27 protein-coding genes and 1 other annotated feature (1 of these 28 running past the window's edge) are annotated in these 25,288 nt (G+C 33.8%); of the genes, 5 read left to right on the top strand and 22 right to left on the bottom strand.

The features are described from left to right. Positions 1 to 56, top strand: a binding site (T-box leader); it begins 154 nt to the left of the window's first position. 70 nt (positions 57 to 126) lie between these two features. Then, positions 127 to 1,764 carry a phosphoglycerate dehydrogenase gene (gene serA, locus J2Y03_RS20890; protein ID WP_310197737.1) on the top strand — a complete coding sequence of 546 codons (1,638 nt, stop codon included), beginning with the start codon at positions 127 to 129 and terminating at the stop codon, positions 1,762 to 1,764. A gap of 33 nt (positions 1,765 to 1,797) precedes the next feature. Here serA and J2Y03_RS20885 read toward each other — a convergent pair whose 3' ends face one another. Together J2Y03_RS20885 and J2Y03_RS20880 are read right to left on the bottom strand one after the other, a co-directional pair. Next, complete coding sequence (locus tag J2Y03_RS20885) at positions 1,798 to 2,934, bottom strand: HAD family hydrolase (protein WP_310197734.1); 1,137 nt, start codon at positions 2,932 to 2,934, stop codon at positions 1,798 to 1,800. A gap of 113 nt (positions 2,935 to 3,047) precedes the next feature. After that, on the bottom strand, positions 3,048 to 3,647 hold the full coding sequence (locus J2Y03_RS20880) for a cell wall hydrolase (protein ID WP_310197732.1): 600 nt from the start codon (positions 3,645 to 3,647) through the stop codon (positions 3,048 to 3,050). A 354-nt stretch (positions 3,648 to 4,001) separates the two neighbouring features. Between J2Y03_RS20880 and J2Y03_RS20875 the strand changes: the two genes are divergently transcribed. Next, the gene (locus J2Y03_RS20875; RefSeq protein ID WP_132096091.1) at positions 4,002 to 4,451 is read left to right on the top strand and encodes a Dps family protein; all 450 of its coding nucleotides are present in this window, start codon (positions 4,002 to 4,004) and stop codon (positions 4,449 to 4,451) included. Positions 4,452 to 4,517: 66 nt separating this feature from the next. Here J2Y03_RS20875 and J2Y03_RS20870 read toward each other — a convergent pair whose 3' ends face one another. Then, positions 4,518 to 4,925, bottom strand: a complete 408-nt coding sequence (locus J2Y03_RS20870) for a disulfide oxidoreductase (protein WP_310197729.1) — start codon at positions 4,923 to 4,925, stop codon at positions 4,518 to 4,520. After that, positions 4,918 to 5,637: a DsbA family protein gene (locus J2Y03_RS20865; RefSeq protein WP_310197727.1), complete on the bottom strand. Its 720-nt coding sequence runs from the start codon at positions 5,635 to 5,637 to the stop codon at positions 4,918 to 4,920. Before J2Y03_RS20865 ends, J2Y03_RS20870 begins: the two co-directional genes overlap by 8 nt. Positions 5,638 to 5,769: 132 nt before the next feature. Here J2Y03_RS20865 and J2Y03_RS20860 point away from each other — a divergent pair, with 132 nt between their 5' ends. After that, complete coding sequence (locus J2Y03_RS20860) at positions 5,770 to 6,825, top strand: lactonase family protein (protein WP_310197723.1); 1,056 nt, start codon at positions 5,770 to 5,772, stop codon at positions 6,823 to 6,825. Positions 6,826 to 6,853: 28 nt separating this feature from the next. Then, positions 6,854 to 7,558, top strand: a complete 705-nt coding sequence (locus J2Y03_RS20855; protein ID WP_310197720.1) for a DUF421 domain-containing protein — start codon at positions 6,854 to 6,856, stop codon at positions 7,556 to 7,558. Between the two features lie 61 nt (positions 7,559 to 7,619). On the opposite strand, the gene J2Y03_RS20850 is transcribed toward J2Y03_RS20855, so the two are convergent. Further along, positions 7,620 to 8,000: a hypothetical protein gene (locus J2Y03_RS20850; RefSeq protein WP_310197717.1), complete on the bottom strand. Its 381-nt coding sequence runs from the start codon at positions 7,998 to 8,000 to the stop codon at positions 7,620 to 7,622. A 406-nt stretch (positions 8,001 to 8,406) separates the two neighbouring features. On the opposite strand from J2Y03_RS20850, the gene J2Y03_RS20845 reads away from it, so the two are divergent. Beyond that, a complete protein-coding gene (locus J2Y03_RS20845) occupies positions 8,407 to 8,535 on the top strand; it encodes an anti-repressor SinI family protein (RefSeq protein WP_310197712.1) in 129 nt (42 codons plus the stop codon). A 107-nt stretch (positions 8,536 to 8,642) separates the two neighbouring features. Here the strand turns inward: J2Y03_RS20845 and J2Y03_RS20840 are convergent, their stop codons facing one another. From J2Y03_RS20840 to J2Y03_RS20760, 17 genes are all read right to left on the bottom strand, one after another. After that, positions 8,643 to 9,746, bottom strand: a complete 1,104-nt coding sequence (locus J2Y03_RS20840; RefSeq protein WP_310197709.1) for a nucleotidyltransferase family protein — start codon at positions 9,744 to 9,746, stop codon at positions 8,643 to 8,645. A 15-nt stretch (positions 9,747 to 9,761) separates the two neighbouring features. After that, the gene (locus J2Y03_RS20835; RefSeq protein WP_310197706.1) at positions 9,762 to 11,567 is read right to left on the bottom strand and encodes an ABC transporter ATP-binding protein; all 1,806 of its coding nucleotides are present in this window, start codon (positions 11,565 to 11,567) and stop codon (positions 9,762 to 9,764) included. Between the two features lie 23 nt (positions 11,568 to 11,590). Next, entirely contained in the window at positions 11,591 to 12,040 is a 450-nt protein-coding gene (locus tag J2Y03_RS20830; protein ID WP_310197703.1) for a signal peptidase I, read from the bottom strand. After that, positions 12,024 to 12,305 carry a PqqD family protein gene (locus J2Y03_RS20825; RefSeq protein ID WP_310197701.1) on the bottom strand — a complete coding sequence of 94 codons (282 nt, stop codon included), beginning with the start codon at positions 12,303 to 12,305 and terminating at the stop codon, positions 12,024 to 12,026. Before J2Y03_RS20825 ends, J2Y03_RS20830 begins: the two co-directional genes overlap by 17 nt. After that, positions 12,302 to 13,081, bottom strand: coding sequence for a hypothetical protein (locus J2Y03_RS20820; RefSeq protein ID WP_310197697.1), 780 nt, complete (start codon positions 13,079 to 13,081; stop codon positions 12,302 to 12,304). Before J2Y03_RS20820 ends, J2Y03_RS20825 begins: the two co-directional genes overlap by 4 nt. Before the next feature lie 81 nt (positions 13,082 to 13,162). Then, positions 13,163 to 13,426 (bottom strand): hypothetical protein, encoded by a 264-nt coding sequence (locus tag J2Y03_RS20815; RefSeq protein ID WP_310197694.1) that lies wholly within the window; start codon positions 13,424 to 13,426, stop codon positions 13,163 to 13,165. A gap of 203 nt (positions 13,427 to 13,629) precedes the next feature. After that, complete coding sequence (locus tag J2Y03_RS20810; protein ID WP_310197691.1) at positions 13,630 to 14,106, bottom strand: VanZ family protein; 477 nt, start codon at positions 14,104 to 14,106, stop codon at positions 13,630 to 13,632. 374 nt (positions 14,107 to 14,480) lie between these two features. Further along, positions 14,481 to 15,380 carry a glycosyltransferase family 2 protein gene (locus J2Y03_RS20805; protein ID WP_310197689.1) on the bottom strand — a complete coding sequence of 300 codons (900 nt, stop codon included), beginning with the start codon at positions 15,378 to 15,380 and terminating at the stop codon, positions 14,481 to 14,483. A 111-nt stretch (positions 15,381 to 15,491) separates the two neighbouring features. Continuing rightward, complete coding sequence (locus J2Y03_RS20800) at positions 15,492 to 16,469, bottom strand: SDR family oxidoreductase (RefSeq protein WP_310197686.1); 978 nt, start codon at positions 16,467 to 16,469, stop codon at positions 15,492 to 15,494. Between the two features lies 1 nt (position 16,470). Next, on the bottom strand, positions 16,471 to 17,859 hold the full coding sequence (locus J2Y03_RS20795) for a nucleotide sugar dehydrogenase (protein ID WP_310197683.1): 1,389 nt from the start codon (positions 17,857 to 17,859) through the stop codon (positions 16,471 to 16,473). Further along, positions 17,856 to 18,131 (bottom strand): glycosyltransferase, encoded by a 276-nt coding sequence (locus J2Y03_RS20790; RefSeq protein ID WP_310197681.1) that lies wholly within the window; start codon positions 18,129 to 18,131, stop codon positions 17,856 to 17,858. The genes J2Y03_RS20795 and J2Y03_RS20790 overlap by 4 nt, the downstream gene beginning before the upstream one ends. A gap of 539 nt (positions 18,132 to 18,670) precedes the next feature. Then, positions 18,671 to 19,894: an acyltransferase family protein gene (locus J2Y03_RS20785; protein WP_310197677.1), complete on the bottom strand. Its 1,224-nt coding sequence runs from the start codon at positions 19,892 to 19,894 to the stop codon at positions 18,671 to 18,673. A gap of 106 nt (positions 19,895 to 20,000) precedes the next feature. Next, a complete protein-coding gene (locus J2Y03_RS20780) occupies positions 20,001 to 20,150 on the bottom strand; it encodes a hypothetical protein (protein ID WP_310197674.1) in 150 nt (49 codons plus the stop codon). Then, entirely contained in the window at positions 20,147 to 21,247 is a 1,101-nt protein-coding gene (locus J2Y03_RS20775) for a glycosyltransferase family 4 protein (RefSeq protein ID WP_310197671.1), read from the bottom strand. The genes J2Y03_RS20780 and J2Y03_RS20775 overlap by 4 nt, the downstream gene beginning before the upstream one ends. Positions 21,248 to 21,630: 383 nt before the next feature. Beyond that, complete coding sequence (locus J2Y03_RS20770) at positions 21,631 to 22,740, bottom strand: hypothetical protein (RefSeq protein WP_310197668.1); 1,110 nt, start codon at positions 22,738 to 22,740, stop codon at positions 21,631 to 21,633. A gap of 17 nt (positions 22,741 to 22,757) precedes the next feature. Continuing rightward, positions 22,758 to 24,206 carry an MBOAT family O-acyltransferase gene (locus J2Y03_RS20765; protein WP_310197664.1) on the bottom strand — a complete coding sequence of 483 codons (1,449 nt, stop codon included), beginning with the start codon at positions 24,204 to 24,206 and terminating at the stop codon, positions 22,758 to 22,760. 257 nt (positions 24,207 to 24,463) lie between these two features. Continuing rightward, entirely contained in the window at positions 24,464 to 25,270 is an 807-nt protein-coding gene (locus J2Y03_RS20760) for a 6-hydroxymethylpterin diphosphokinase MptE-like protein (protein ID WP_310197661.1), read from the bottom strand. Positions 25,271 to 25,288: the final 18 nt, after the last annotated feature.

Here is a 25,288-nt window from a genome sequence, read left to right as displayed (position 1 = left end):
GCTGCAGCGTTTTTAGCAGCAAAAGAGGGTGGCACCACGTAGATCACGTCCCTCATAACAAGACAAATCTGTCTGGTTATGAGGGATTTTTTATTTATAATTTTATAATGAAAGGATGAAGTTCAAATGTTTAAGGTACTTGTAACAGATGGAATAAGTGATACTGGTTTAAAAAGTTTGTTTGATCATCCTAATTTTATTGTTGAGCGCCAGCCTACACTAAAGCCCGAAGAGCTAAAGAATATTATTGGAGATTACGAGGCTTTAATCGTACGCAGCCAAACAAAAGTTACTGGGGAACTGCTTCAATATGCGGATCGCCTTAAGGTAATTGCAAGAGCAGGTGTGGGTGTTGATAATATTGATGTCAATGCTGCTACAGGGAAAGGGATTATCGTAATAAATGCTCCCGGTGCTAACACGATTGCAGCTACAGAACATACATTAGCAATGATGCTCTCTATGGCAAGAATGATTCCTCAGGCTCACAAGAAAACAGTTGCCGGAGAATGGGACCGCAATTCCTTCAAGGGTGTAGAGCTATACAAGAAAACTCTGGGTGTCATTGGTATGGGTAAAATTGGTACCGAAGTAGCAAAGCGCGCTAAAAGCTTCGGGATGAACATCTTGGGTTACGACCCTTACTTAACGGAAGAGAGAGCCGAAAAACTTGGAATGAAAAAGGCCAGTCTCGATTTAATCGCACGTGAGTCCGATTTCATTACAATCCATACACCACTCACCAATGATACAAAAGGTCTGGTTAATGACGACTACTTAAGCAAGACAAAAAAAGGAGTCCGCTTTGTTAACTGTGCTCGTGGCGGAATTATTGATGAAAAGGCATTGGTAAGGGCCATTCAAGCTGGCCATGTTGCTGGCGCCGCCCTAGATGTTTTTGAAAAAGAACCTGTAGCAGATCCAGAATTACTACAAAATCCAAATATTATCATTACTCCGCACTTAGGGGCTTCTACCGTAGAAGCACAGGAAAAAGTTGCTCAAGAGGTTAGTGAAGAAATTATTGAGATTCTTGAGACACAGTCAATCCGGAATGCAGTTAATATGCCGCAAATGTCTGGTGAGACACAGCAAAAAATGCAGCCATACCTGCTGCTTGGAGAACAAATGGGGCAGCTTGTGGTTCAATTATTAAAACATGCTCCTTCTAAAATTGAAATCAACTATTATGGGGATTTAATTGAAGAGGATACAGAATTATTAACAAGAACGATGATTAAAGGAATCCTATCCCACCATTTAAGTGATTCTGTTAATCTGATTAATGCGCTTCATCTTTTGAAAGAGCAGGGAGTTTCCTACAATGTGCAAAAAAATGCCACTAATAAAGGGTTTGCCAATTATATGGAGCTCTCTATTACAAAAGGCTTGGAAACCACTAAAATTGGTGCGACGGTATTAAACGGCTATGGTGCAAGAATCGTAAAAATCAACGAGTATCGTATTGATGTTAGACCAGAGAGCCATCTATTACTTGTCAAACATCAGGATGTTCCTGGCATGATTGGAAAGGTGGGATCACTACTTGGGGATTATCATATAAATATTGGAACAATGCAAGTAGGTAGAACAGCAGTTGGTGGAGAAGCCATCATGATGTTAACACTTGATAAACAAATTACTGCAGAGGTTATTCGTGCCCTAACACTAATAAGTGGATTAAACGAAGCCAAATCATTAGAATTATCTAATGTTGATCCCTTTTATCCAGGAAGACTGGAGTTAGAGAAAGTCAATAAATAGTAAAGAGGGATTGCTTCACGCAATCCCTCTATTCTATTTTTCGATAATTCCCCTTACATCCAGCACGGAATCAAGAATATAGTCTGCCTCGTGTTTTTCAAAGTCACTTCTTGCGTCTTTTCCTGATAATCCGGTTAACACTGCAGCAAATTGGCACCCCATTTGTCTAGCAGCAAGCAGGTCGGCCAATGAGTCACCTACCACTAAAACCTCTTCACCATTTTCAATTGGCAATGAACTACTTAAACAGGCTTCGACCGAAGTCTCCCTGCCGTTAAGTCCCATTATATACGTAAACGGGTCTGGCTTTGATAACGACCGGCTTTCTTCCAACTCTTTTTCGGCTTTAAGCACATCATCAGCGGTTACAATATAATTGATATCAAAGTGTTTTAGCCAGTCCAAATGGTGAAATGGCTGAATAGTTTCAAGCTCTGGTCTCCCCGTCCCTATACCAATCCTTACACCAGAATCATTCAGGAATGAAAAGAGTGATTCAATTTCTTCTTTTGCTGCTAATGTGGTTTCATTTGCTAAAAAGCCCTTCTTTCCTAACTGCACAGAAGGTCTACCAGTAGATTTCTGTACATTTTTATCCCCAACATACCATTCCTGACTAGTATGCTCACATACAGACCATAGTGCCCCGCCCCCACTAAAGATAGATGTTTTTACCCCAAGCTTTTCTTCTGCAAGTTGGTTTAGATAATTGAACAATTCTTGCTTAGTTTCCTTTGAATGTTCAAAATCAGCTACAAATAAATTGAAATCAATGTTTACTGAATAAGTTTGAAGGACCCTGCCTAAATCAATCAGTACTTCTCTCGTAATGGGTTCTTGAAGCCAAGTGTGGATTCTTTCAAACTCGATTTCCTTGATTTGAGATAAGAGATAGATTAATTGGTGACTGAAGGATAAATAGATCATGTCCCAGTTAGCATTTAAGCCCCTTGACTTCATAAGCTTAAGGACCTCATCATTTTTTCCAAACACATCTTCCCGAATATCCTTAATCTCTGCAGCACCATAATCTGTCTTGTATTCTTCCGGTGCCAATCCTAAATATTTATCGCTGGTTACCAGCTCCCAAACAGTTAAGGCAGATGCATCAAAATAATGCTCTTCACTTAGCAAGACACCATCAACATCAAATAATATTGTTTTAATCATTTAAACAACCCTCTTTTCCCAGTCCGCTTTATTTCGTTATCGTAACACAGTGCACAAAAAAATAAAATATAAAGAAGCTAGCCATAATAATGACTAGCTTCTTTAACTATTTATTATTTAGCAAAACGGTGATTTCCGATTGTTACTGTTGTTTCACGCGAAAAAATCCATTGACTTACAGCTGTATTTGGGTTGTAAAAGAATAAAGAGCCATTTCCTTGTCCTTGAAAAGCAAGTGCTTCGTTTACAGCCTGTTTTGACGCTGCATCGGCAGGTTGATTAATTTGACCATTTTGTACTGGCGTAAACGCGTAATGTCCGTTAGAAATCTGATAAACAACTTCTCTTACAGAGTTAGGAAAATCCGGACTTGCAACTCTGTTCAAGATTACTGTTGCAACTGCTACCTTACCTGCATAAGGTTCACCAACTGCTTCTGCACGAACAAGGCGTGCCATTAATTCTTTATCGGCTGCTGAAATAGTAGCATTTGGGATTACTAGATTTGAACCAGCATAAAGTAGTGAATTTTTTGCATTGTTTGCCTTCATTAAACTAGTAACAGGCACACCATAATTAGTTGCTATTTTCCAATATGTTTCACCGGATTGTACTTTATGGTTACTAGTTGCTTCTGACTGTGTCACTCCCGTAAATGCTGACATTGATAAGAGTAATCCTGTTGCAATGACTAGTTTCTTTAGTTTTTTCATGTTTTGTTCCTCCTCGTAGTTCGTTTCTCTACTACTAAGGCTATCAGTTGTAACATTCTTATTCATTAACCAAAAAATCCCAGTGTGAAATAAGTTCAAACTAGTCCTGCTATGAAAGCATCTATCTACCATCTGGAATAATAACCCAGCCACTTACCATTCCCATTGAAATTCCACTACTGGATAATTTAGGTGGAAATATTACATTTTATTTCAGGCTGATTTCATAAAATCCTATTGTAACAATGACAATCTTCACGGAATTGACAAAATATTGCTCAATTCAAGTAAGAATTCTAACTTAATCTTTGGTAATAATATAATAGAAGACAAAAAATGATGGAGGGTTTATATATGGAAAAAAATCAGTTAGTCAGCGTACTTAACAAACAAATAGCAAACTGGTCTGTATTGTATATCAAGTTACATAACTATCACTGGTATGTGAAAGGCGGTCAATTTTTTACCTTACATGCTAAATTCGAGGAATTCTATAACGAAGCCGGTCTGCATGTAGATGAGTTAGCTGAACGATTACTAGCAATTGGGGGAAAACCAGTTGCTACTATGAAAGAATGTCTTGAATTATCATCTATTCAAGAAGCAAATGGTAATGAAACCGCTGAGGAAATGGTTCAAACCATTATTCATGACTTCTCGATTATTATTGGTGAATTAAAGGAAGGTATGTCAACCGCAGGAGAATTAAATGATGAAACAACGGGTGATATGCTTCTAGCGATTCATTCCGGGTTAGAAAAACACGTATGGATGTTGACAGCATTTCTTGGAAAATCAATTTAATTTTTCAACATTAGTCCAACTAAAAGTTGGACTTTTTTTATTTCCACGTAAAAAAGAGACTATTTATTAGTCTCTTTGGCTGCGAGCAATGAATACAAGACAGATGGTAATAATCGTGAAGGCGGTAAACGCCAATATTGGAATAGTGATAAATCCAAGCCAGTTTATATAATCTTGGGAACAAGGTACACCACTTGAACACATTTCAAACTGCTGCAGATACGGAATCTTTTGAAGTGCAGTATGGTAGCCTGAAATCAGCATTCCGATTATTGATAATGGTATCGTGTATTTCACAATTCCTTTATCGTTTTTATAAAAAGCAATACCCAGGATAATGGCTAATGGATACATAAAAATTCGTTGATACCAGCATAGAGTACAAGGGATGTAATGAAGAACTTCACTGAAGTACAAACTACCTATGGTGGCAATAAGGGCTGCCACCCAAGCAAGTAGTAAAGGTTTATTCATTCCCCTTCTCCTTTGCTGCTTCCTCTACCAATTTATTTAAATCTTCCATTGTTTGTCCATCAAATCGCTTTCCATTTACAAAGACAGTTGGAGTTCCTGATACACCTAATTTTCCTCCAAGAGCTTCGTCGCTCTTCCAAGCGTCCTCTGGTGCCTTTGTATCGAAATAAGCAACTACCTTATTAACTTCTTCTTTGTTAGCAATTTCCTCTAGGGTTTCTGTTAAGAAATCCTCTGTAAAAACATCGACTTTCTCGTATCTTGTATCTTCAGGCTGCTTATCGTAAATAAGTTCATGGAACTCCCAGAATTTATCGTTGCCTAGTTCATGGTAAACTGCTTCTGAAAATTTTGCCGTACGTTCAGAGTCAACATTAATAAATGGATAATGAAAATAGTAAAATTTAGCCTTCCCTGTATCAACAAATTCTTTTACAACCAGCGGTACTACATTGTCTGCAAAGTTTTTACAATTTGGGCATTTATAATCCCCAAACTCTACAATGGAAACAGGGGCTGATTCTTCACCCAGAAATGGCTGATTTGCATAATCAATCTCTTCTTTAGCAGTATCATCAGATTTCTGGTTGTTGGCTAGAAAGATAAATCCAATAATAGCTATTGCAATCAATCCAATAATCCAAAAAGCAAATTTTGATGATGAAGATGATGGTCTCGTAACTTTTTTAGTACCTTTTTTCTTTTGTGCCATGATTAAACTCCTTATTAAGTAATTTTTATGATATTAACTATATAGTGGGTTAAACAAAAATTCCAGTTATTAGACTGAAGTCCCATGCTAAGGTTAAAATAAAAGAATAACAAATGATAAGGAGTTTTTAAAATGACAAATACTAATTTACAGCAAGGGTTTATTGGTACATATACAAAAGGAGAAAGTAAAGGAATTTACAGTTTCATATTAGACAGTACTGAAGGAAAAATAACAGATATTAAAGCTGTTGCAACCCTTGAGAATCCAACATACTTAACCTTATCTAATGATAAAAAATATTTATACTCAGTAGCAAAGGATGGTAAATCTGGTGGACTTACTGCCTTCTCCATTACCGACAACGGAGAACTTGCTCTTATTAATAGTCAATTATCTGCCGGCTCCCCTCCCTGCCATGTGAGTATTGATAGTCAAAATCGATATGTTTTCAGTACAAATTACCATAAAGGAACAGTTGAATCTTTTTTACTTAACTCAGAAGATGGTACAGTACAGCCAGCCTCTTCTATTATTCAACACGAAGGTTCTGGACCTGACCCAAGACAGGAAAAGCCACATGTGCATTATGCTGGGCTAACTCCTGATGAAAAGTATCTTGCGGTAGTTGATTTAGGAACAGATACTCTTACTACTTATGAAGTAAGTACAGATGGAAAACTTACAAAGGTGCATCTTCTACCTTTAAAAGCTGGCAGCGGTCCGCGGCACCTAACTTTTCATCCTAATGGAATGCTTGCTTATCTCATGACTGAATTTAGTTCAGAGGTAATTGTTTTACGTTATCATTCGGATAATGGACATTTTACAGAAGAACAATACATTTCTACTATCCCTGCAGATTTTAGTGAGAATAATCAAGGAAGCGCCATTCATATTTCAGCGGACGGACGCTTTGTTTATGCAGGAAATCGCGGTCACAATAGCATTGCAGTCTTTCGCGTCGAAGAAACAGGTGAACTTAGTTTCTTGGAACATACTCCTACTGAAGGTGATTGGCCAAGGGATTTTGAAATAGACCCAACCGGAAGATTTGTAGTTGCTTCCAACCAAGAATCTAGCAATTTGGTGCTGTTTGCTAGAGATGAAAATACGGGCAAGTTAACTCTATTACAATCTGATATTACGGTGCCGCACCCGGTTTGTGTTAAGTTTTTAGGAAATTAGACTCAACTGAATAAAGGACGTGTCTTCAGTGGATTTCTTTCAAAGCCAGGAAACATTGACTACGATACAGTGGATACTAAGGGCTGTAATTGGATTTTTATTTTTGCTGATTGTTGCAAAATTTATGGGTCAGCGTGCCATTTCACAGCTCCGTTTGATTGATTTCGTCATGGCATTAGTTCTTGGGAATATTATTGCCCATCCGTTATCTGATGAACACCTTGCAATGAAAGGTTCTATGATTACTACCATCGTATTGGTTATTTTATATACTGGGGGTTTATGGCTTACCTTAAAGTTCACCTTTATCGAGAAGCTCCTGGATCCACCACCATTTCCTCTTATTAAAGACGGTGAAATTATCTACAAAGGGCTAAAAAAGGCTAAAATTTCGGTTCACCATTTATTAGCCGAGTTAAGGGCAGAAAAGATTGAAGATATTAGTAAAGTAGCATTAGCATTATGGGAATCAAATGGGAACATTTCTATTTTTTTAGATCCAAAGTATGAACCAATCACACCTGAACTATATAACATAAAAACGGTACCATTTGATCTCCCTCGGACGATTGTAAAAGAGGGAAAAATTGAAACAAGAGAATTGAAGCAATTAAACAAAGAAGAGGACTGGGTTGTCAATACAATAGAAAAGTTATATCAGACAGACTTAAAGAACGTGCTGCTTGCAACTATTGATAACAAGGAAAACTTGAAAGTTTTCCTATATAAATAAAAAAGACCACGTAATGGAAATTTTTCCGTTATGTGGTCAATCATAAAATATGGATTAAAGACTAATAACAATACCATTTTCTCCATATTTCCGTTGAGTCTATACAGCCATTATCATTACCCCAACCCCATTTGTCATCCTTACACTCATCCCAATCCCAATCATCGTCGTTGTGCTCGTTTATATGGCCCCAGGACCAGTTAAACAAGGAATCCCACCAATTTTTATTATCCTTATCATAATAATTATAATTTATTGAATTATCTTCTTGATAGTATTCACTACTTTTATCATTGTTAATAAATGAGAAATAGTTAGCAAGAGCTTGAAAGTAGTCACTATTACTTTCTTGACTATTATTTGATGTGGCAAATGCAAAAGTTGGGGATATCAAAACACTTATTAATACCAAAGTAAAAGAAAGCTTTCTTAACCTTCTCAAATCAATTTACCCCCTTCCTAACCATTAGCATTTAATTCGTTCTTTATTAAGAATATACTATGTATTCCTGAAATTGTAAACAATAAGTAGTAATTTATACCCAAATCTATAGAATCCCCCCTTTTTTCAAGCATATTTAACTACTTTTTTCTACCCTTGCCGATTAAATAACGAAGTATGTTCTAAAATTTCAGCAGTATTTTTTAAAATGAGTTATATGTAGAATATTGTCGGAATTTTTAGAATCAAAATCGTTCGATATATAGAATATTTATGGTACTATTTACTTATGAACTTTATACCATTATTAAATAAAGGCAACCCTCATGAAAAGCTATACGACTTATGTACTAAAAATAATGGCTGATTTAGCTGAAATAATAATTTTAGGGGGACTTTCAGTAATATGTTAACTGCGTTATTAAATGAAAATGAACTAGATCTTGAATGGATGGAACTTATTTTGGAAGCACGAAAATTAGGAATTTCTGATGAAGAAATTAGAGAGTTCCTACGAGAATTCTCTACTACCTAATATTGTCTTTTGTGATATTTTCCATATCACCCTCAATTCTAAAAGACAACCAAATAGTTCAAGCTATAAATAAAATAGATTATGTAAGGAATATTCCTTCACATAATCTATTTTTTTATTATTTTCCCTAAAAAAAGACCTCTTATTATTCCAGATATCCTTTTCTTGTATAAGATTATATAAGATTTAAAGGAAATTCCTTGTGTATTCTCGTTAAGTTCCTGCGATAGCTCAAATTTAGAAGGAAATAACCATTGGTAGATTTCTTTAATACTGTGTTTGGAAGTGTCATAACTGAAAAATTGGTAATCTAAAAAGTCCATGTATTGTTTAAAGCCTTTAGTATTAGCATGCTTCCTAAATCTCTTTTTTCTGTTAATAGGGAGCTTTACTACTTGATGTAAATCTGGAAATTCCTCATAAACAATGGATAAAGTTCGAGTTAACCGTTTCAGAGTTTGGTGCGATTCTGCCAACCTAAAAAGTTCACCATAATCCAAGTCAGAACCCAATTTGTGAATCATCTGCATGATATCAATGAAATATTTCAAAGAACTAAGATTATGTCTCCACCCATGTAGACAAATCATATAAAAGCAATGTAGATGGCTAAGTGCTCTTATATGTTTGTTTTCTCCTACTGCTTTGGCCTGTCTCCAAATATCATTTATGTCAAATTTTGAAGTATCTTCTTTTACAAGCCCCCAATGTAATTCCACTACTAAAGGCATAATAGAATGCGGCAACTTTTTGCTAAAACTGCAATGAAAATGTCCGGGAATGGGTTCCTCTTCTATTGTAAAACCAAGAGCTTTAACCGTCTCAATTGCATGACTTAAATCCTGAAGGCGAACCAATAAATCGATATCAGAGGTTGCTCTAGCACCTAAATGTCCAAAATACTTTTCGGCAAAATACACACCTTTTAGTGGAATAACATCGATTCCTCGCCCTTCAAACTTGGCTAATAACATATCCGTCTGATTTTTTATGAACAGGTTCATAAAAAGACCTTTATCATATTTTGCTTTTAACAAGGCTTGAAAGAAGGATGGTGTTTGCTCAAGAATTCCTTTTTGCTTTAATAAAAAATAGACCTGTGATTCGACACCTTCGTGTTCGATATCTCGAATAATTTTACTGTAATAATAATCATCATGTTGATCTAGATAATGTGAATGATATAAGGCCGAGATAAAATCATAACTCATGTAGCCACCTCCCCATTACGATTTTGAGACTAAAGTCAAAGGGTTTATTTTCTTGGAATTATATGCTGCTTTATGGAGTTTTCGGTATAGACCATTTTGATTGATTAACTCGTTATGCGTTCCGCTTTGAACAATTTTCCCATTACTCATAACTAAAATAAGATCCGCATTTTGAATAGTAGACAATCGATGAGCAATAACAATCGTTGTTCTGCCTTTCATCAATTCCTCGAGTGCTTCCTTTACATGGAACTCCGTTTCTCCATCCAAAGCTGATGTTGCCTCGTCTAGTAAAAGGATCGGGGCATCTTTAATAATAGCCCGTGCGATTGCAATTCTTTGTTTTTGACCACCAGATAATTTGATTCCATTTTCACCAATTTCGGTATCATACCCTTTTGGGAGTGAGAGGATAAATTCATGTATCTCAGCACTGATTGCCGCTTCAACCATTTCCTTCTCCGTCACATCTGGTCGTGCAAGCAGCAGATTTTCACGGATAGTGCCTGCAAATAAGAAAGTATCTTGCGGAACATGAGCTATCGAACTTCTTAATTCGGAAACAGAGTACTCATTAATGGATTTACCCGATAGACGTATTTCCCCTGATTGCTGCTTATAAAATCCTTGCATTAGATTAAAAAGGGTACTCTTTCCTGCACCAGTTGGGCCGACTAATGCGATCATTTTTCCAGTCGGGATATTTAGATCAAATTTATCTAGTACTTTATTATTTCCATAGCTAAATGTAACATCATCAAATTCAATGGAATCCACATCCTTTAGTGTTGGAGAAAAAGAAGGAAGTTCCTTTATATCTGGTAATTTTTCTAATACGTCTAGCACTCTTTCAAGAGCAGCCACAGACCGTTGAAAGCCAGCCCAAAGCCCCGCAAAGCCAGTAATAGGATAAAACAAATGGTTAACCAAATTTAAAAATGTCAAGAGCGCTCCAACGGTTAGTTCCCCAGTTGATACGAATAATGCGCCAATAGACAAATTCACCATAAAAGTAATCGACCCTATGATCTGCCCGCCTGTATTATACCAAGATCTAAGTTTCGTATTTTCCAGTTCAAGATCAAGCAATTCCTTGTTCTGATTAACATACTTATGATATTGAATTTTTTCCAATGTAAAGGAACGAATAACCTGAAATCCGTGAAACGTTTCACTTAAGAGGCTATTAATATTACCTATTAAACTGTGAATCAATCTCCCATTTTTCCGAAGTAATAGCCCAAACACTACGCCTGATATTGCCACAATCGGTGCAACAATTAAACTAATCAAACACAGCGTCAAATTGATATTTGCTAAATATATAAAGACAACAATATAAATAATTGGCAATCTAATTAAACTAATGAGATTGCTGCCAATTACACCGTCAACACCATGTATATCGTTAGAAAAGTGGGACATTAATTCACCAGAACGATAATTAGAAACATCTCCAGCCGGCAATCGTAATACATGGTGAAATAAATGGTTTTTCATATCCATTTTCACACCATTAGTTGCAAAAGTTTCACAGTAGGTATAGCAAACACTTGAGAAAATACTTAATACGATAAGTAGTCCTCCATATGGAATGAACGTAAGGATTTGCTTATATCCCCCATGAATAGCTGAGTCAGTAATCTCACCAAAGAACTTTGCAAAGGCAATCGTTAAGTAAATATCCAGTCCTAATAAAAGAATAATAAACAAATAGGCCTTCCACTGTTTCATGATAAAAGGCTTCACAAACGAAAAGGTCCTACGTAAATCCTTTATGGTAAAATACTGTTTTATTAGCAATTCTAATTTTTCTTTCATAAGGTACACTCCACACTTCGTTATTAAAATTGCAATTTTCTATTAATATATCTTCGAAGAATACCTGAAATGGCGGGAAAGGTAAGGATAACTTTTCCCCAAAACCTTGCAAAACGACCTTCTGGGGTTAATATTCTATGTTTCTTTTGGACACTAACTAATTTACCAAGTATCTGATCCTCACCTATTAATTGGTCAAAACCTAGGTTAGTATCCCCCTTTAGCTGAAATAATTGTTGATTTTTTACTATTTTTATAGAAACTAGACGATGGGCAATCAATTGTCCGGTTTTTGTATAGAATAAAATAACATCACCCTTTTTTAGGAGTGTCGGTTGACAGTGAACAAACCGGCAAAGGTTTCCTTGTTGAATAAAAGGATACATACTATTACCAAAAGAAGGGAGCTCGAGCCAGCCATCCTTTATAATAGTAGTTTTTAACAATAGATATGTGCTATAGTCGATTAACATTTTCAATCAACCCACACTCGGTAAGATTAGACAGAAATTCTTCGACATCTTGTTTAATTTGTTCTTTGTTTTGGACGGCTTTATACTCCTCAACCAAGGACTTTGTAAGAGTATCCACAGTTTGCATTTCGTTAAGCAAGGACCAGCAATGCCCTCCTACTCCATTTAATTTCGTAATGGTATATTGGTCTGTATTTAAGATGATCCATTCACCATCCAACTCAGTTGCTTCTACATTTCCTTTTTGAATAAAATGAGTCATCATGATATTAACTCCCAAAATGAATTATTTTTTTGAAAATGAAGTTCATAAACTGGCACTTGCATTACCAAAAGGGTTATTAGTTTCATAATTGTACTGGTTTCTTCTTGACTATGGGGCCAAAAGAAAACCTTATCCATTAATTGAAAAAGAGCGTCGGATTTGGCTACCTTTTCCCGCTTATTTTGAAGTGCTTGGAAAAGAATTTGTACACTGGCTAATGAAAGATTCCCGCTAAATGAGTCTGCCTCAATTTCACTACGAAACGGAGAATTATATATCTGTACATCCTCTTCCGTGATTCTTACAAGGGTTGCTTCATCTGAGAGGAGATTACGTGGATAGGATAGTTTAGCAGCAGTCGATTTACCTGCTCCGGATTGTCCTGCAAATATATGTGCCTTTCCGTTTTCAATTGCACAGGAGGAATGGATCAACAGACCCCAATTATGATAAACAATGAAGGAACTAAATAAGTTCATTAGAGCATGTTTAAGGGCTAACTCATCGTGTACAGAAATAGAAGCAGCTTTATAATCTGAATCCACCTTTATTACGTAATCAGCACGACGATAGAGGATTTGATTGTTGTCTTTCATGATATCAACATAATAATCTTGGAAGGATACACCAAATCCATCTTCAATTTTAATTACAATGTCAGGCTGTATATTTTCAGTTGGTATGTATGAGTGAAAATTTTTTTCAAGCATTGTCCGAAGATTTTTGGATTCGCACAAGACATGAATGAAAAAGTCGCCAATTTTCGTTTTTAACATTTTCATATTGGTCTCCTAAAAGAATTATTTGTAAGGAAAGTCAATGATCTTTCCTCATCAACCTTCCCGTCTTAGAACGTACTATGGGTTTACATTTGGATTACATTGCCCTACGCCAATATTTCCATTTCCATTTCCATTTCCATTCCCGTTCCCATTACCATTACCAGGTGTTCCAGCCCCACATGGCTGCGGATTAGGATTTCCAGGTGGAAAATGTATCCCACCATTCCCATTTGAATCAGGGTTATTCCCTTTTCCCGGATTCCAGCTATGCCTTGTTTCAAACTGAAGTGTTTGATGACTTAAAACAATCGGACGGGTATAAACCTTCTCTACTATCACTCATATCACCTCCTTACGGCAAACAGTTCACTATAAAGAACACAATATACAAAAAAAATACAACTGCTCAACATATGGAACTGATTTAAATGCGTAATAAATTTGATATGTCTCTATTTACAAATTATAATTCATAAATAGTCCTTTTTAAAGAACAACCATTCGACAAAGTCCACCTTGCTCCTGCCGATTCCTAAACATTGTTAGAAATAAACCTTTGATTTACCCTTTTTGAAAAAATTAGTACTACTTCTTAAAAACTGGCCAAATCTTGATTCTTTACTGTTAAAATAGTTCTTATGAATAAGAATTGCAATTACAAAAACACCAATAGCATTTTTTATTAAATCTACAATTGAGAAAGACCTAAAGGGTACAAATAGTTGATGAATTTCATCCAGAAATCCATATGAGATGGAAAAAATTAAAACTAGTACTTCCTTCCACTTCTTCAAATGTCCAAAGCTTAGGAATGCCAATATAAGCAGAAAGTAAAGAATACCAAATTCAAAAAAATGACCCAGCTCTAACGCAGCACCGATTGCAAGAATCAAATAGGGGTTTAAAACATGTCTTAAATCGCTTACAGATTCGGGGTCAAAATGGCTTGTTTGCTGCCAAATCAAGTACATATAAATAAGTGGAAAAATATTTAGTAAAAATCGTCCAACGAATATCATTCTTGGAGCACCACTCCTTAGCTTCTTCTACTAGATCATTAAATGACTTTTTTATCCTATTTTCCCACGTTCATAACAAAAACTTGATTTCTTTATCTCTAACAATAGCGCTTAATCGGTATTTTATCTTTTCAGGCTGTACTATGGATTAGTTCAATATCAGAAGCCTTAGTGATGGTAAAATGTCTTTTCTCAATGCTATATAATAATTACTATCACCTGAAGAAGCATTATAACTGTTACTTTTTAAGTAACTTCTTTTTTTATAAATAAACTTCCATGAGCGTCAAAGTGCTCCATGTACCATATTTCAATGTCACAATCATAATAATGGACCCCGCCCTTTACCTCAATTACTCCATGAAAAATTAAACCTACCGCAATGAGGAATTCAATTTTTTCCTTCTAGTATTGCAAACATATAAATACATAATTAAACCAAGAGGTAAGGCTAAGACCGTTAGTACTTTTTTGGGAGATTCTTTTATAAAACTCTTATTCCTTATCATAATGTTTCCCATTACATATTGTGCAGCGGAAAGAAATTTACGTTTGAATCCAGGCTCCATAATTAAAGATACTTTTCTTAACTCCAAAAAACCTCGTGGGTTCTTCTTGTACGATTCAATGATATTTTTCGAAGAACCATCTTCCATATATTCTACGTAACATAGAACTTTATTAATTATTAACATTTTATATTTATTATCTATAAGAAAATACTTCATAGAAAGTGGTGTAAGTCTTTCACCCACAAAGATAGGGTAAGGTGGGTAGCTATTAAACACCTCTGTTCTAAATATATATTTCTTATCTCCAGTAATCATACGATGTATATTCCTAAATTTATCCTCCTTCAAATTTTTCGGGAAAGATTTCCCAACGATAGTTCCATCTATAAAGGAATCAAGTCCTACCATTCCTGCATAACAATCATCACCAAATTCAGACCAATGATTTACAATAATCTCTACTGCCTCGTCAGCTAAATAGTCATCTGAATCAATACACATGCATAATTCAGTAGTAGTATGTTCATACGCAACATTATGGGCTGTATGCATACCGCCGTTATCTTTATAAATATACTTTATTTCGAAATCATCACTTTCCATTATCCATTTTTTCACAAGACTTTTCGTATCATCAGTTGATCCATCATCAATAACTAACCACATGAAATCTTTGCTAGTCTGTCTTTTTAAACTTTCATAACAATTATGAAGAGTATATGCTCTATTATATGTCGGTGTGAAAACTGTAAGAGTTGGCATAAAAAATTTCCTTTCTCACAAATTTACTTTTTGGTCCTTATTGGTAATTTCATTTCCTAATTCGAAGATAACTCCTCTGGAGTTTTAGTAGATCTCAAAATATTAGTATTTTTACACCAAAACCTGCTTATACCATTCAATCGCTATTTTCAATCCATCGGTAAAATTATACTGAGGACAATATTGCAAATGTTTTTTTGCTTCGCTTATATCAGCATTACTATGTTTAATATCACCATTACGTTCTGGTCCAAAGATAGGCACAATATTCTTTCCTAATGCTTTACACAACTCATCATAAATATCCATTAAATGCTCTCTCCCGCCGTAGGCAATATTATAAGCTTTTCCTGCTGATGCTTCGGAGGCCTGACATGCCTTCAAATTAGCTTCAATTACATTTTCAATATATGTAAAATCTCTACTCTGCTTCCCATCACCATTAATTGTTGGACTTTCATCATCTAGTAATTGTTTAATAAATTTTGGAATAACTGCAGCATAAACTCCATTTGGATCCTGTCTTCTTCCAAATACATTAAAATATCGTAATCCATAGGTATCAAGACCGTATAACTTTGTATAAAGCCTACCATATTCCTCATTTACCTTTTTGGTAAGTGCATAAGGTGATAGCACATTGCCTTCTCTACCTTCTTTTTTAGGTAAATTAGGCTCATCACCATATACGGATGAACTTGAAGCATAAACGAATTTTTTGACACCACTCTGTCTTGCTGCTTCCATCATATTTAATGAACCTTTAATATTAATTTCTTCATATAATAAAGGCATCTCAATACTTCTTGGAACGCTCCCCCAAGCAGCTTGATGAAGGACATAATCTACTCCTTCACAAGCTTCTAAACATGTACTAAATTCACGAATATCTCCTTCCATGAATTCATAGTTAGAATTAGATACAAACTGTTCTACATTTTCTTTTTTTCCAGTTGAATAGTTATCAAGTCCTCTAACTTGATAGCCTAAATTCAAAATAGCTTCAACTAAATTGGAACCAATAAATCCTGCTGATCCGGTTACTAAAAATTTTGATCCTTTTGGAAACCTTATATTTTCATATCCCACTTTATAACCTCCAATATAAAAACCCAGCACTCTCTGCTTCTGTTCGATTAAATACTCCCTTGATATCCATTAATACATGATTATTATTTTCAAATACTGTATTAAACTCAGATGCTGCCGCGACTTCATTCATAGCTTCAAAGTGAATATACTTTTGCCCTGATGATTTATACATCCCTTTTACGTCCTCTAATCGAATAGATTTAAACTCATCATGTGGCACCGCAAAGATAACTGCGTCCATCTCTTTAATTTCATGAATACCACTTGGATTAATTCTATATTCATGCCACAGATCGTCTCTATCTGCTAGTGGATCAACCACTTTTACCTCAATTCCATACTCTTCAAGTTCTTTAATGACATCTACAACTTTTGAATTACGAACATCAGGACAGTTCTCTTTAAAGGTAACCCCAAAGATAGCAACTCTTGATCCATTTATTTGTTTATTGGCCTTTATCATACTTTTTACCGTACTTTCAGCAACATACTTCCCCATATCATCGTTAATTTTTCTTCCTGAAAGTATAATCTGAGAATAATAGCCCATTTGTTCGGCTTTATATGTAAGATAATATGGATCAACACCAATACAATGACCACCTACGAGACCAGGTGAGAATTTGAGGAAGTTCCATTTCGTTCCTGCCGCCTCTAGTACAGCTTTTGTATCAATTCCCATCTTATTAAAGATAATCGAGAGCTCATTCATAAAAGCAATGTTAATATCCCGTTGCGAATTTTCAATAACCTTAGCTGCTTCAGCTACTTTAATGCTTTCCGCTTTATAAACACCAACATCCACAACTAGTTCATACACTTTTGCCACGATATCGAGTGTCTCTTTATCCATGCCAGAAACTACTTTTATAATAGTTTCTAATCTATGTTCTTGATCCCCAGGATTAATTCTTTCTGGGGAATACCCAACTTTAAAATCTAATCCACACCTTAATCCAGATTCTTTTTCCAAAATAGGAACACAGATCTCCTCTGTTACGCCCGGATAAACAGTAGATTCGAAAACCACAAAGGAGCCCTTTGTTAAATTTCTTCCAAGAGTACGACTAGCGGATATTATGGGGGTTAAATCTGGTGTATGATCTTCTTTTACAGGTGTCGGTACTGCTACAATATGAAATTTTGCTTCTCTTAGCCTTTTTTCGTCTGAGGTGAAATCAACTGGTGTCTTTTTAATTACTTCATTTCCCACTTCTTTTGTAGGGTCTATACCCTTTTTATAGAGTTCAATCTTTTCTTTATTAACATCAAAGCCAATGACATCAACCTTCTTAGCAAAAGAAACTGCAATAGGCATACCCACATAACCAAGTCCGATTAATGATACTTTTTCTTCTCTGTTAACAATCTTTTCGTATAGGTTCATATCATTCCCCCCTTTAAATTCTTAATTTCATCCATATATGCATGAATCAAAATTTTCCTATCATATTCTTTTTCCATCTTTTTGCGACTAGCTACTCCCATTGCATTTTTTTGCTCATAAGGTAGATTAATAAATTTAATGATGGCTTCAACTAAACTATCAACACTCCTAACCTCAAAGCCAAAACCACTGATGCCTTCATCAGTAGTTTCCTTACAACCAGGGACACTAGATGCCAACACAGCACGTCCTGATGAGGCAGATTCCAGCAATACATTAGCGTTTCCTTATGATAGGAACATTTGGTTTAATTGTATACGTAAAAACACTGTTCTCCAAAGAGAACAACAAATCCAAAAAAAAATAGAGGTTATATAATTTATTTACTGCCCCTTATATCTTATTATAATCCATATTAATAATCTAGAAAAACTCCATCGTTCACTATATAGAACAACTCGATAAGAATATAATGTTATCTATAGAAACTGAAGTCAACACTATTTATTTGAAATATCTTGAAATACATAAAAAACTTTGATTATATAGGTTGATATTTTTGATTTTAGTTACATACTATCCCTAGATAAAAGACTATGACCACAGATGTAACTTGTTACCCTTGACTGAGGATTTACCTTGGAAATCATGCCGAATCCTCGACTCCAGGGACCTTTGTTATTGAATATATAAGGGTATATTGCAATCTAAAGTCAACTTTTGCCACCTAGTCAATAAATGCTCTAGTATACAAATAAGGAAACCTTTATTTAAAGTAACACCCATAGAGGAATTAGAACATAAATAGATATTATATAACTTTATTTTCCCTGTTTTGGACTTTATCACTATGCCTTGCAAAAATTGCATCAGTTTTTGTTGTAAGGAAATTCCGAATAAAGTGTGTTTGAGTTTCCGTAATTCTGGAAAATAAAAACGCAATAAAACAAATGAGTATAACAATAAGAATTTCTGCTAGTATTGAAATTAAATTAGGCTGTAAACCTGAAAACCCGTTCTTAGCATACCAATAGTAAACTGTATTAATTATAGGATAGTGAATTAGATAAAGACTAAAGGAAAAACCTGCAAATAACTTAGATATCTTCCCTAGCCATCTAAGATCCACTTCCCTGATTCTAGCTGGTATACTATGTAGCAAGGTATAGACTAGCAAGCCAAAAGCTAATCCTACAAAAAGGTTGACACCAAATAAACTCATTAAATCTTTATATTCTTTATCTGAAAATAGCCTTCCTGTCATTACAAGTGGGTGAATAGTCATTGCTACCAATACTAATATTAAGGAAAGTACTGGAAAAAATCTTTGTATCAATAACTTTATTCTTGGTAACAAAAGGATGAATGGCCCTATTAGCCATATTACAAAATAAGAGTTAATCTGAATGCCAATGGTTGATATTATTATGCAAGAAAACAAGAAGTAAATAAATTTATTAATTTTTGTTTTATTGATAAATAATCCTATCAGTAATGGGAATAACATATAGTACCAAAATTCATAACTTAGGCTCCATAAAGGGGCATTTGAACCATAAAACCCTACAAATACACCTTGAAGAAATAATAAATTGCCAATAAACTCTTTTAGATTACTAAAAGAGTTATCATAACTCTCGTATCCAAGGAAATTAGATGCAAAACTATCTAAAATAAATGTAAGAATTAAGGCAGGAATTAATACAATAAACAGTCTTGAAAAGCGGTTTATTAAATATGACTTCCATGACCATATATTTTCAAATACTGCTATTAAGACCGACCTTGAGATAAATAAGCCACTAAGTACAAAGAATATTATTACTGCAGGATTACCTAGAAAATTAAGCAGATAGAGAAACTTAACAAGCAAGTTGGGATTTTCTAAATTTCCATACCCCACAAACAATCTAGAACTCAAATGCTCCATTACCACTAAAATTGCCGATATCCCTCGAACTAAGTCTAAAAAAATAGATACATTTCCCTCTAACAATTTATTTGCCTTAGAGAAATTCGAATAAAACTTCTTCATCTATCCACCTGCGTCCTTCTATTAATTTACACATAATAAAAGTGCCATCACTTAGCAATAATTTAATAGATAATTTATTACTTACTTCTTTTGTAGGATCAATACATTAATAGAGTTTAATCTGTTCCTTCATTAACAACAATCCAATGACATCAACCTTCTTAGCAAAAGAAACTGCAATAGGCATACCCACATAGCCAAGTCCGATTAATGATACTTTTTCTTCTCTGTTTACTATCCTTTCGTATAAGTTCATTTCGTTCCCCCCTTTAAATTGTTAATTTCATCTATATAGGCACTAATCACAATTTTCCTATCAAATTCTTTTTCCATCTTTTTGCGACCAGCTACTCCCATTGCTTTTTTTTGTTCATAAGGAAGATTAATAAATTTAATGATGGCTTCAACTAAACTATCAACACTCCTAACATCAAAACCAAAACCACTGATGCCTTCATCAAAAGTTTCCTTACAACCAGGCACTCTAGATGCCAACACAGCACGTCCTGATGAGGCAGATTCCAGCAATACATTAGCGGTTCCTTCATGATAGGAAGGAAGGATGGTTGCGTGAGATTTTTTGATAAACGAATGTACATCTTCCTGTTGACCGTGATAGTTTAATACCTCTGATTTATTTAATTCACTTAATTGTTGTTGATAATCTTCTTCACAATGGCCAATTAAATCAAATTGGGTATTTGGATATACTTCTTTGATAATTTTAGCCGCTTCCAGTAGTTCCTCTATCCCCTTTGATTTCATGATTCTCCCTATAAAAATAAATCTAATATTCTGACTTTCGCAAGGATACACTTCAAAAGTATGCTGCTCTAAATTCACACCAGAGCCTGGAACTAATCTTGTTTTATTCTTCACAATATTTTTATCAGAGAAGAACTTTAGATTCGTCTTATTTTGAAAAAATAAGCATGATGCTTTTTTCAATCCAGTTTTATAGAGCATCAACGTGATTTTCTGGATAATTCCCTTATTTTCAACTGCTGTACCTAGCCCTGTTATGTTTGTGAAGTAGGGTGTTTTGGTAATTCTACAAGCAATGCCACCATAAACATTTGGTTTAATCGTATAGGTTAAAACAACATCTGGTTTAATTCGTTTTATCATTTGTATGTAATGTAGTAACAGCTTTGAATCGTTCATTGGGTTGGTTCCACGTCTATCCAGGTGAGTCTCAACAAATTGACACCCCAAACTTTTTAACTTTGGTACATATTCATCATTAGGTAAAGAAAGATAAACTTTACTTTTTTGTTCTATTAATTCTTGTAATAATTCTTTTCGAAAATTATATAAACCCATACCGAAGTTAGCTAACACCAAAATTTTCATTTTATGAATTCTCCCTAGCATGAATCCCATATTGTTTTAGTTTAGATTACATCCCTACACATTTTTTTGCTACCTTCTAGCCTCACACAACTTAAATGTTATTCCCTATTGTATCTCGTCTAGAGGGATGAAACGTTTGAAGAGTATAACACATATCCGTTCATTAAAAAGAACGATTATTTTAAAAATAAATAGAGAGGATTTTATATTAAAGGTAATTCCCTCTATATTCATTATTAACTTATAATTGGATATATTAAAAAATACTAATTTGTTCCTTATAAAGAACAACTTTATAAAATTATCATAGTATCTAAAGGACATGAAGTCAATATTTATTTTTTTATTGCCCTCTGTTTTTTTAGCTATTTGTGTTTTTAACTTCAATCTTTAATAACATAGTGAATTTGCTCCATTGAAAACTCTTTAATTTGATTTTTGTACTCTTTTAGAAAAAATTCCAATTTCTTATTTGTAATCAAATATTTATCATCTTGGAATGATTTTAAAATATATTCACTAATCTCAGGGCTATGGTGCATCGTATCTTTATAATTATCCAAATTAAATGTAATCTTTTTATCTGTAGTAAAGTCAAACAGCTTAGCATTTGGATAATTACTTATTTTGGAGTACATATACTCTCTACTCTTGATTATATTATTAATGATACTAGGATCTAACTCATAAAAACGTTTATTCATTAATATGGAATACGGAGGATAATAAAAGTAAAATTCAGTGTCTGGATTATTTTTAACAATTGGAAGGATATTTTTATCAAAATTACTCTTTAACCTATTAAGATCAAAATTATTAAGTAACTCTTTTTTATCATCTCTGTCTTGCTTAATCTTCTTATAATAATCTTCTAAAACAATTTCTTTATTAAAAGTAAATAAATCTCCCCAATAATTAAGACGGTTTAAATCAGTTTCAGGGTAATCATTCAAACTTATTATTGGAGAGGCTTTATCAACTAAATTCGGAGAAATATTATACAAAATCGACGTAATGCTATATTTTGTTGTCGTAATATTTAATAAATATTTAAGGTCATTTATTTTATTAGTATCATAAAGAAACTTAGGGAATTCTTCAGTAAAAGAATTTTCTTTACCTAAGGAGGTATAATCAATTCCCCAAATGACGTTTTCAACATTTTTATGATTGAATGCTATCCTGGCAATTTTACTTTGTTCATATGTAGAAGAACCAGCCAATGATAATTTCAATGTTTTTGCTCCAGGAAAAATAGCATTCACTTCACTAGGAACAAAATTTTCTGTCATAGATGTTCCTAATATCATCGTATTGTAATTGTAATTTTTTGCGAGTCCCGGTAGCTGCCATCTCTCTTCTGACCAGTAAATGCCCTTATTATTATTACTTCTATAATAATGCAGTGGATCGACAGCAAAGTTAAAAAGAATTATTAACATAGAAAATAAAAAGGAATACATTATTGTAACAATCACCCATTTTTTATTCATCACTAAATCTCCTATTTTTAGAAATTAAAGTATAAGAATTCACTTATCTTATTAAAGTTTAATATACAATAGACGAAAAGAATGGAGATATAAACTGAAGTTAAGATGTTAGGCCGGAAATGTTCCGACATTATCCTCGAATTCTTACAATATACAACTATAATCATGCAAATAAATAAATAAGGAAGCATTTTCACTAACTCGGATAAATCAATAAAGTAAGTACCAAGTGTAACCCCTGAATTCTCCAGAAACGAGAGTATACCAAAGTCTGGTAAAACGACCCCATTAACTCCTGCCATACCTTTTAAGACTTTTATTGCGTCCTCCCAATTCGTTGCTCTAAAGAACACCCATGCAACATTGACAAAATTAAAGGTGATGAACCAAGCTATATATTTATTTAATTTTATGCCAAGTGACTTCCAATAACGATTTACAACAGTAGCAAAACCATGTAGAAATCCCCAAAAAATAAATGTCCATCCAGCACCGTGCCAAAAACCACTGATTAAAAAGACAAGTAAAATATTAATATATGTTCTAGTTTTCCCTTTTCTATTTCCACCTAGTGGAATATAGATGTATTGTGTTAAAAAGCGACTTAGGGTAATATGCCATCTTCTCCAAAAATCTTGAATATCGAGTGCTTTATACGGCGAATTAAAATTGATTGGTAAAACTATGTTGAACAGCAACGCTGCCCCAATTGCCATATCTGTGTACCCACTAAAATCAAAATATAATTGTAATGTATATGCTAGTGAAGTAATCCAGCCCTCAAAAAAGGTTAAGGTCTCAGTTTGATCAAATCCCTTTGTGGCCCAAGCAGCTAAAGTATCTGCAATAGCAACTTTTTTAAATAAACCAATAGAAAAAATAAAGATACCTCTACTTATATTTTGGTATTTAATATTCTTATTTTGGAGTTCAGCAAACTGTGGCATGATTTCTTTATGGTGCACAATCGGTCCTGCAATTAGCTGTGGAAAAAAAGTTACAAACAGTGAAAAGTTTAAAAAGTTATAATCCATTGATTCTCTCTTATAAGAATCAACTAGAAAAGCAATTTTCTGAAAGGTAATAAAGCTTATTCCAAGTGGCAGAACTAATTTTAACAGTGTAATATTACTGTCGAATACTGTATTAATGTTAGAAATAAAAAAGTCAAAGTACTTATAATACCCTAGTAAGCTTACATTAAAAACTATTCCTATAATTAATAAAGCTTTTCTATTTATTTTTGATTGTTTCTTTCCTAATAAGTAACCAACTACATAATTAAAAATTAGAGATATCAATAAGATGGGAAGATACTGTATATTCCACCAGCTATAAAACAATAATGAACTAGCAACTAGCCAAATTTTAGCTACAGTAGTAAATTGCTTCTTATTAAGAAAGAAATATACTATGAAAACTACAGGTAAAAAGAAAAAAATAAATTCGTATGAGTTAAATAGCATGTTCTTTCACCACTTTCTTGAATTTCAACAAAACTTATGTAGAAATGTTTCATTTTACTATATACTCATATCACGTGGATGGTTATACCTATCCTTAAATTTACTTACAACAATTTAAACTGATGATAATATATAACAATTTCCGCTCAAAAGCACAGATGTAATGATATAGTAAACGTTAGAACGGTACTGTATTTATTCTTAATTTTTTTAGGATATTCCTTTTTGTTATCCTTTTATATTATCTCCGTTATTTTTTATTTTTCAAAAAGTTCATCAAAATTTTTCAATTCAAATACATCCAAGTACGAAACCCGTGTTGAGTTATATATTTTTCTTCCAGAACTTTCAAATACTGATTTTGCATTTCCCATTCCAATATACATTTCTTCCGGAGCCTGACCTGGTTTTTTTTCATTCGCTTTAATGTAGTCATTACTAAAATAAATTTGTGAATTATCATCATTTTTAAGAAAAGATAAATCTTTTGTTTTCGAAACTGCTCCTTTGAAATTATAATCATGTCCAAGTAAATACACTTCAGAAAACCCCATATAAAGAGCTATTTGAAGTAGATGATAGGAAACTGTCCCTGAAGAGTATAATGATTCCATTATATTAGTTGAAAAAGCCTCACGTTTGTTTTTATTAAGGTTATTGTTAAAATATATATCTGCATTAAATAGATGTTTATAATTCTTTAATGTGAATTTTGTCTTTGCTTCTACTAAATTTATATCTTTTACATTTTCCTCTAAAACTATTGAATCCACTACCATATAAAATGTTGGTCTCCATGTAGTTTGATTGAAGATTTTATATATTTTGTTTGAGGCAAACGTAATTTCACCATTCAGTCTTTCTAAGTCTTCAGGTTTCAAACTTGGTCCATTACCAATAATAAAGCAACGTCTACCATTAAATTTCCCTTTCAATTTTAATATTTTGTAGTTATTCCAGCTAATTGGTACATTACTCTTAGAAAAGAAATTAACTAAATTAAATAATAATAAGTTTGTAACTTTATAAATTTTTTTTATTGGTATTTTTAAATATTTGAACACTCCCACATTCTCCTATAT

The organism is Neobacillus niacini, from assembly GCF_031457145.1.
GTDB classification, from domain to species: domain Bacteria; phylum Bacillota; class Bacilli; order Bacillales; family Cytobacillaceae; genus Neobacillus; species Neobacillus niacini_J.
This window is presented reverse-complemented; position numbering and strand designations above follow the sequence as displayed.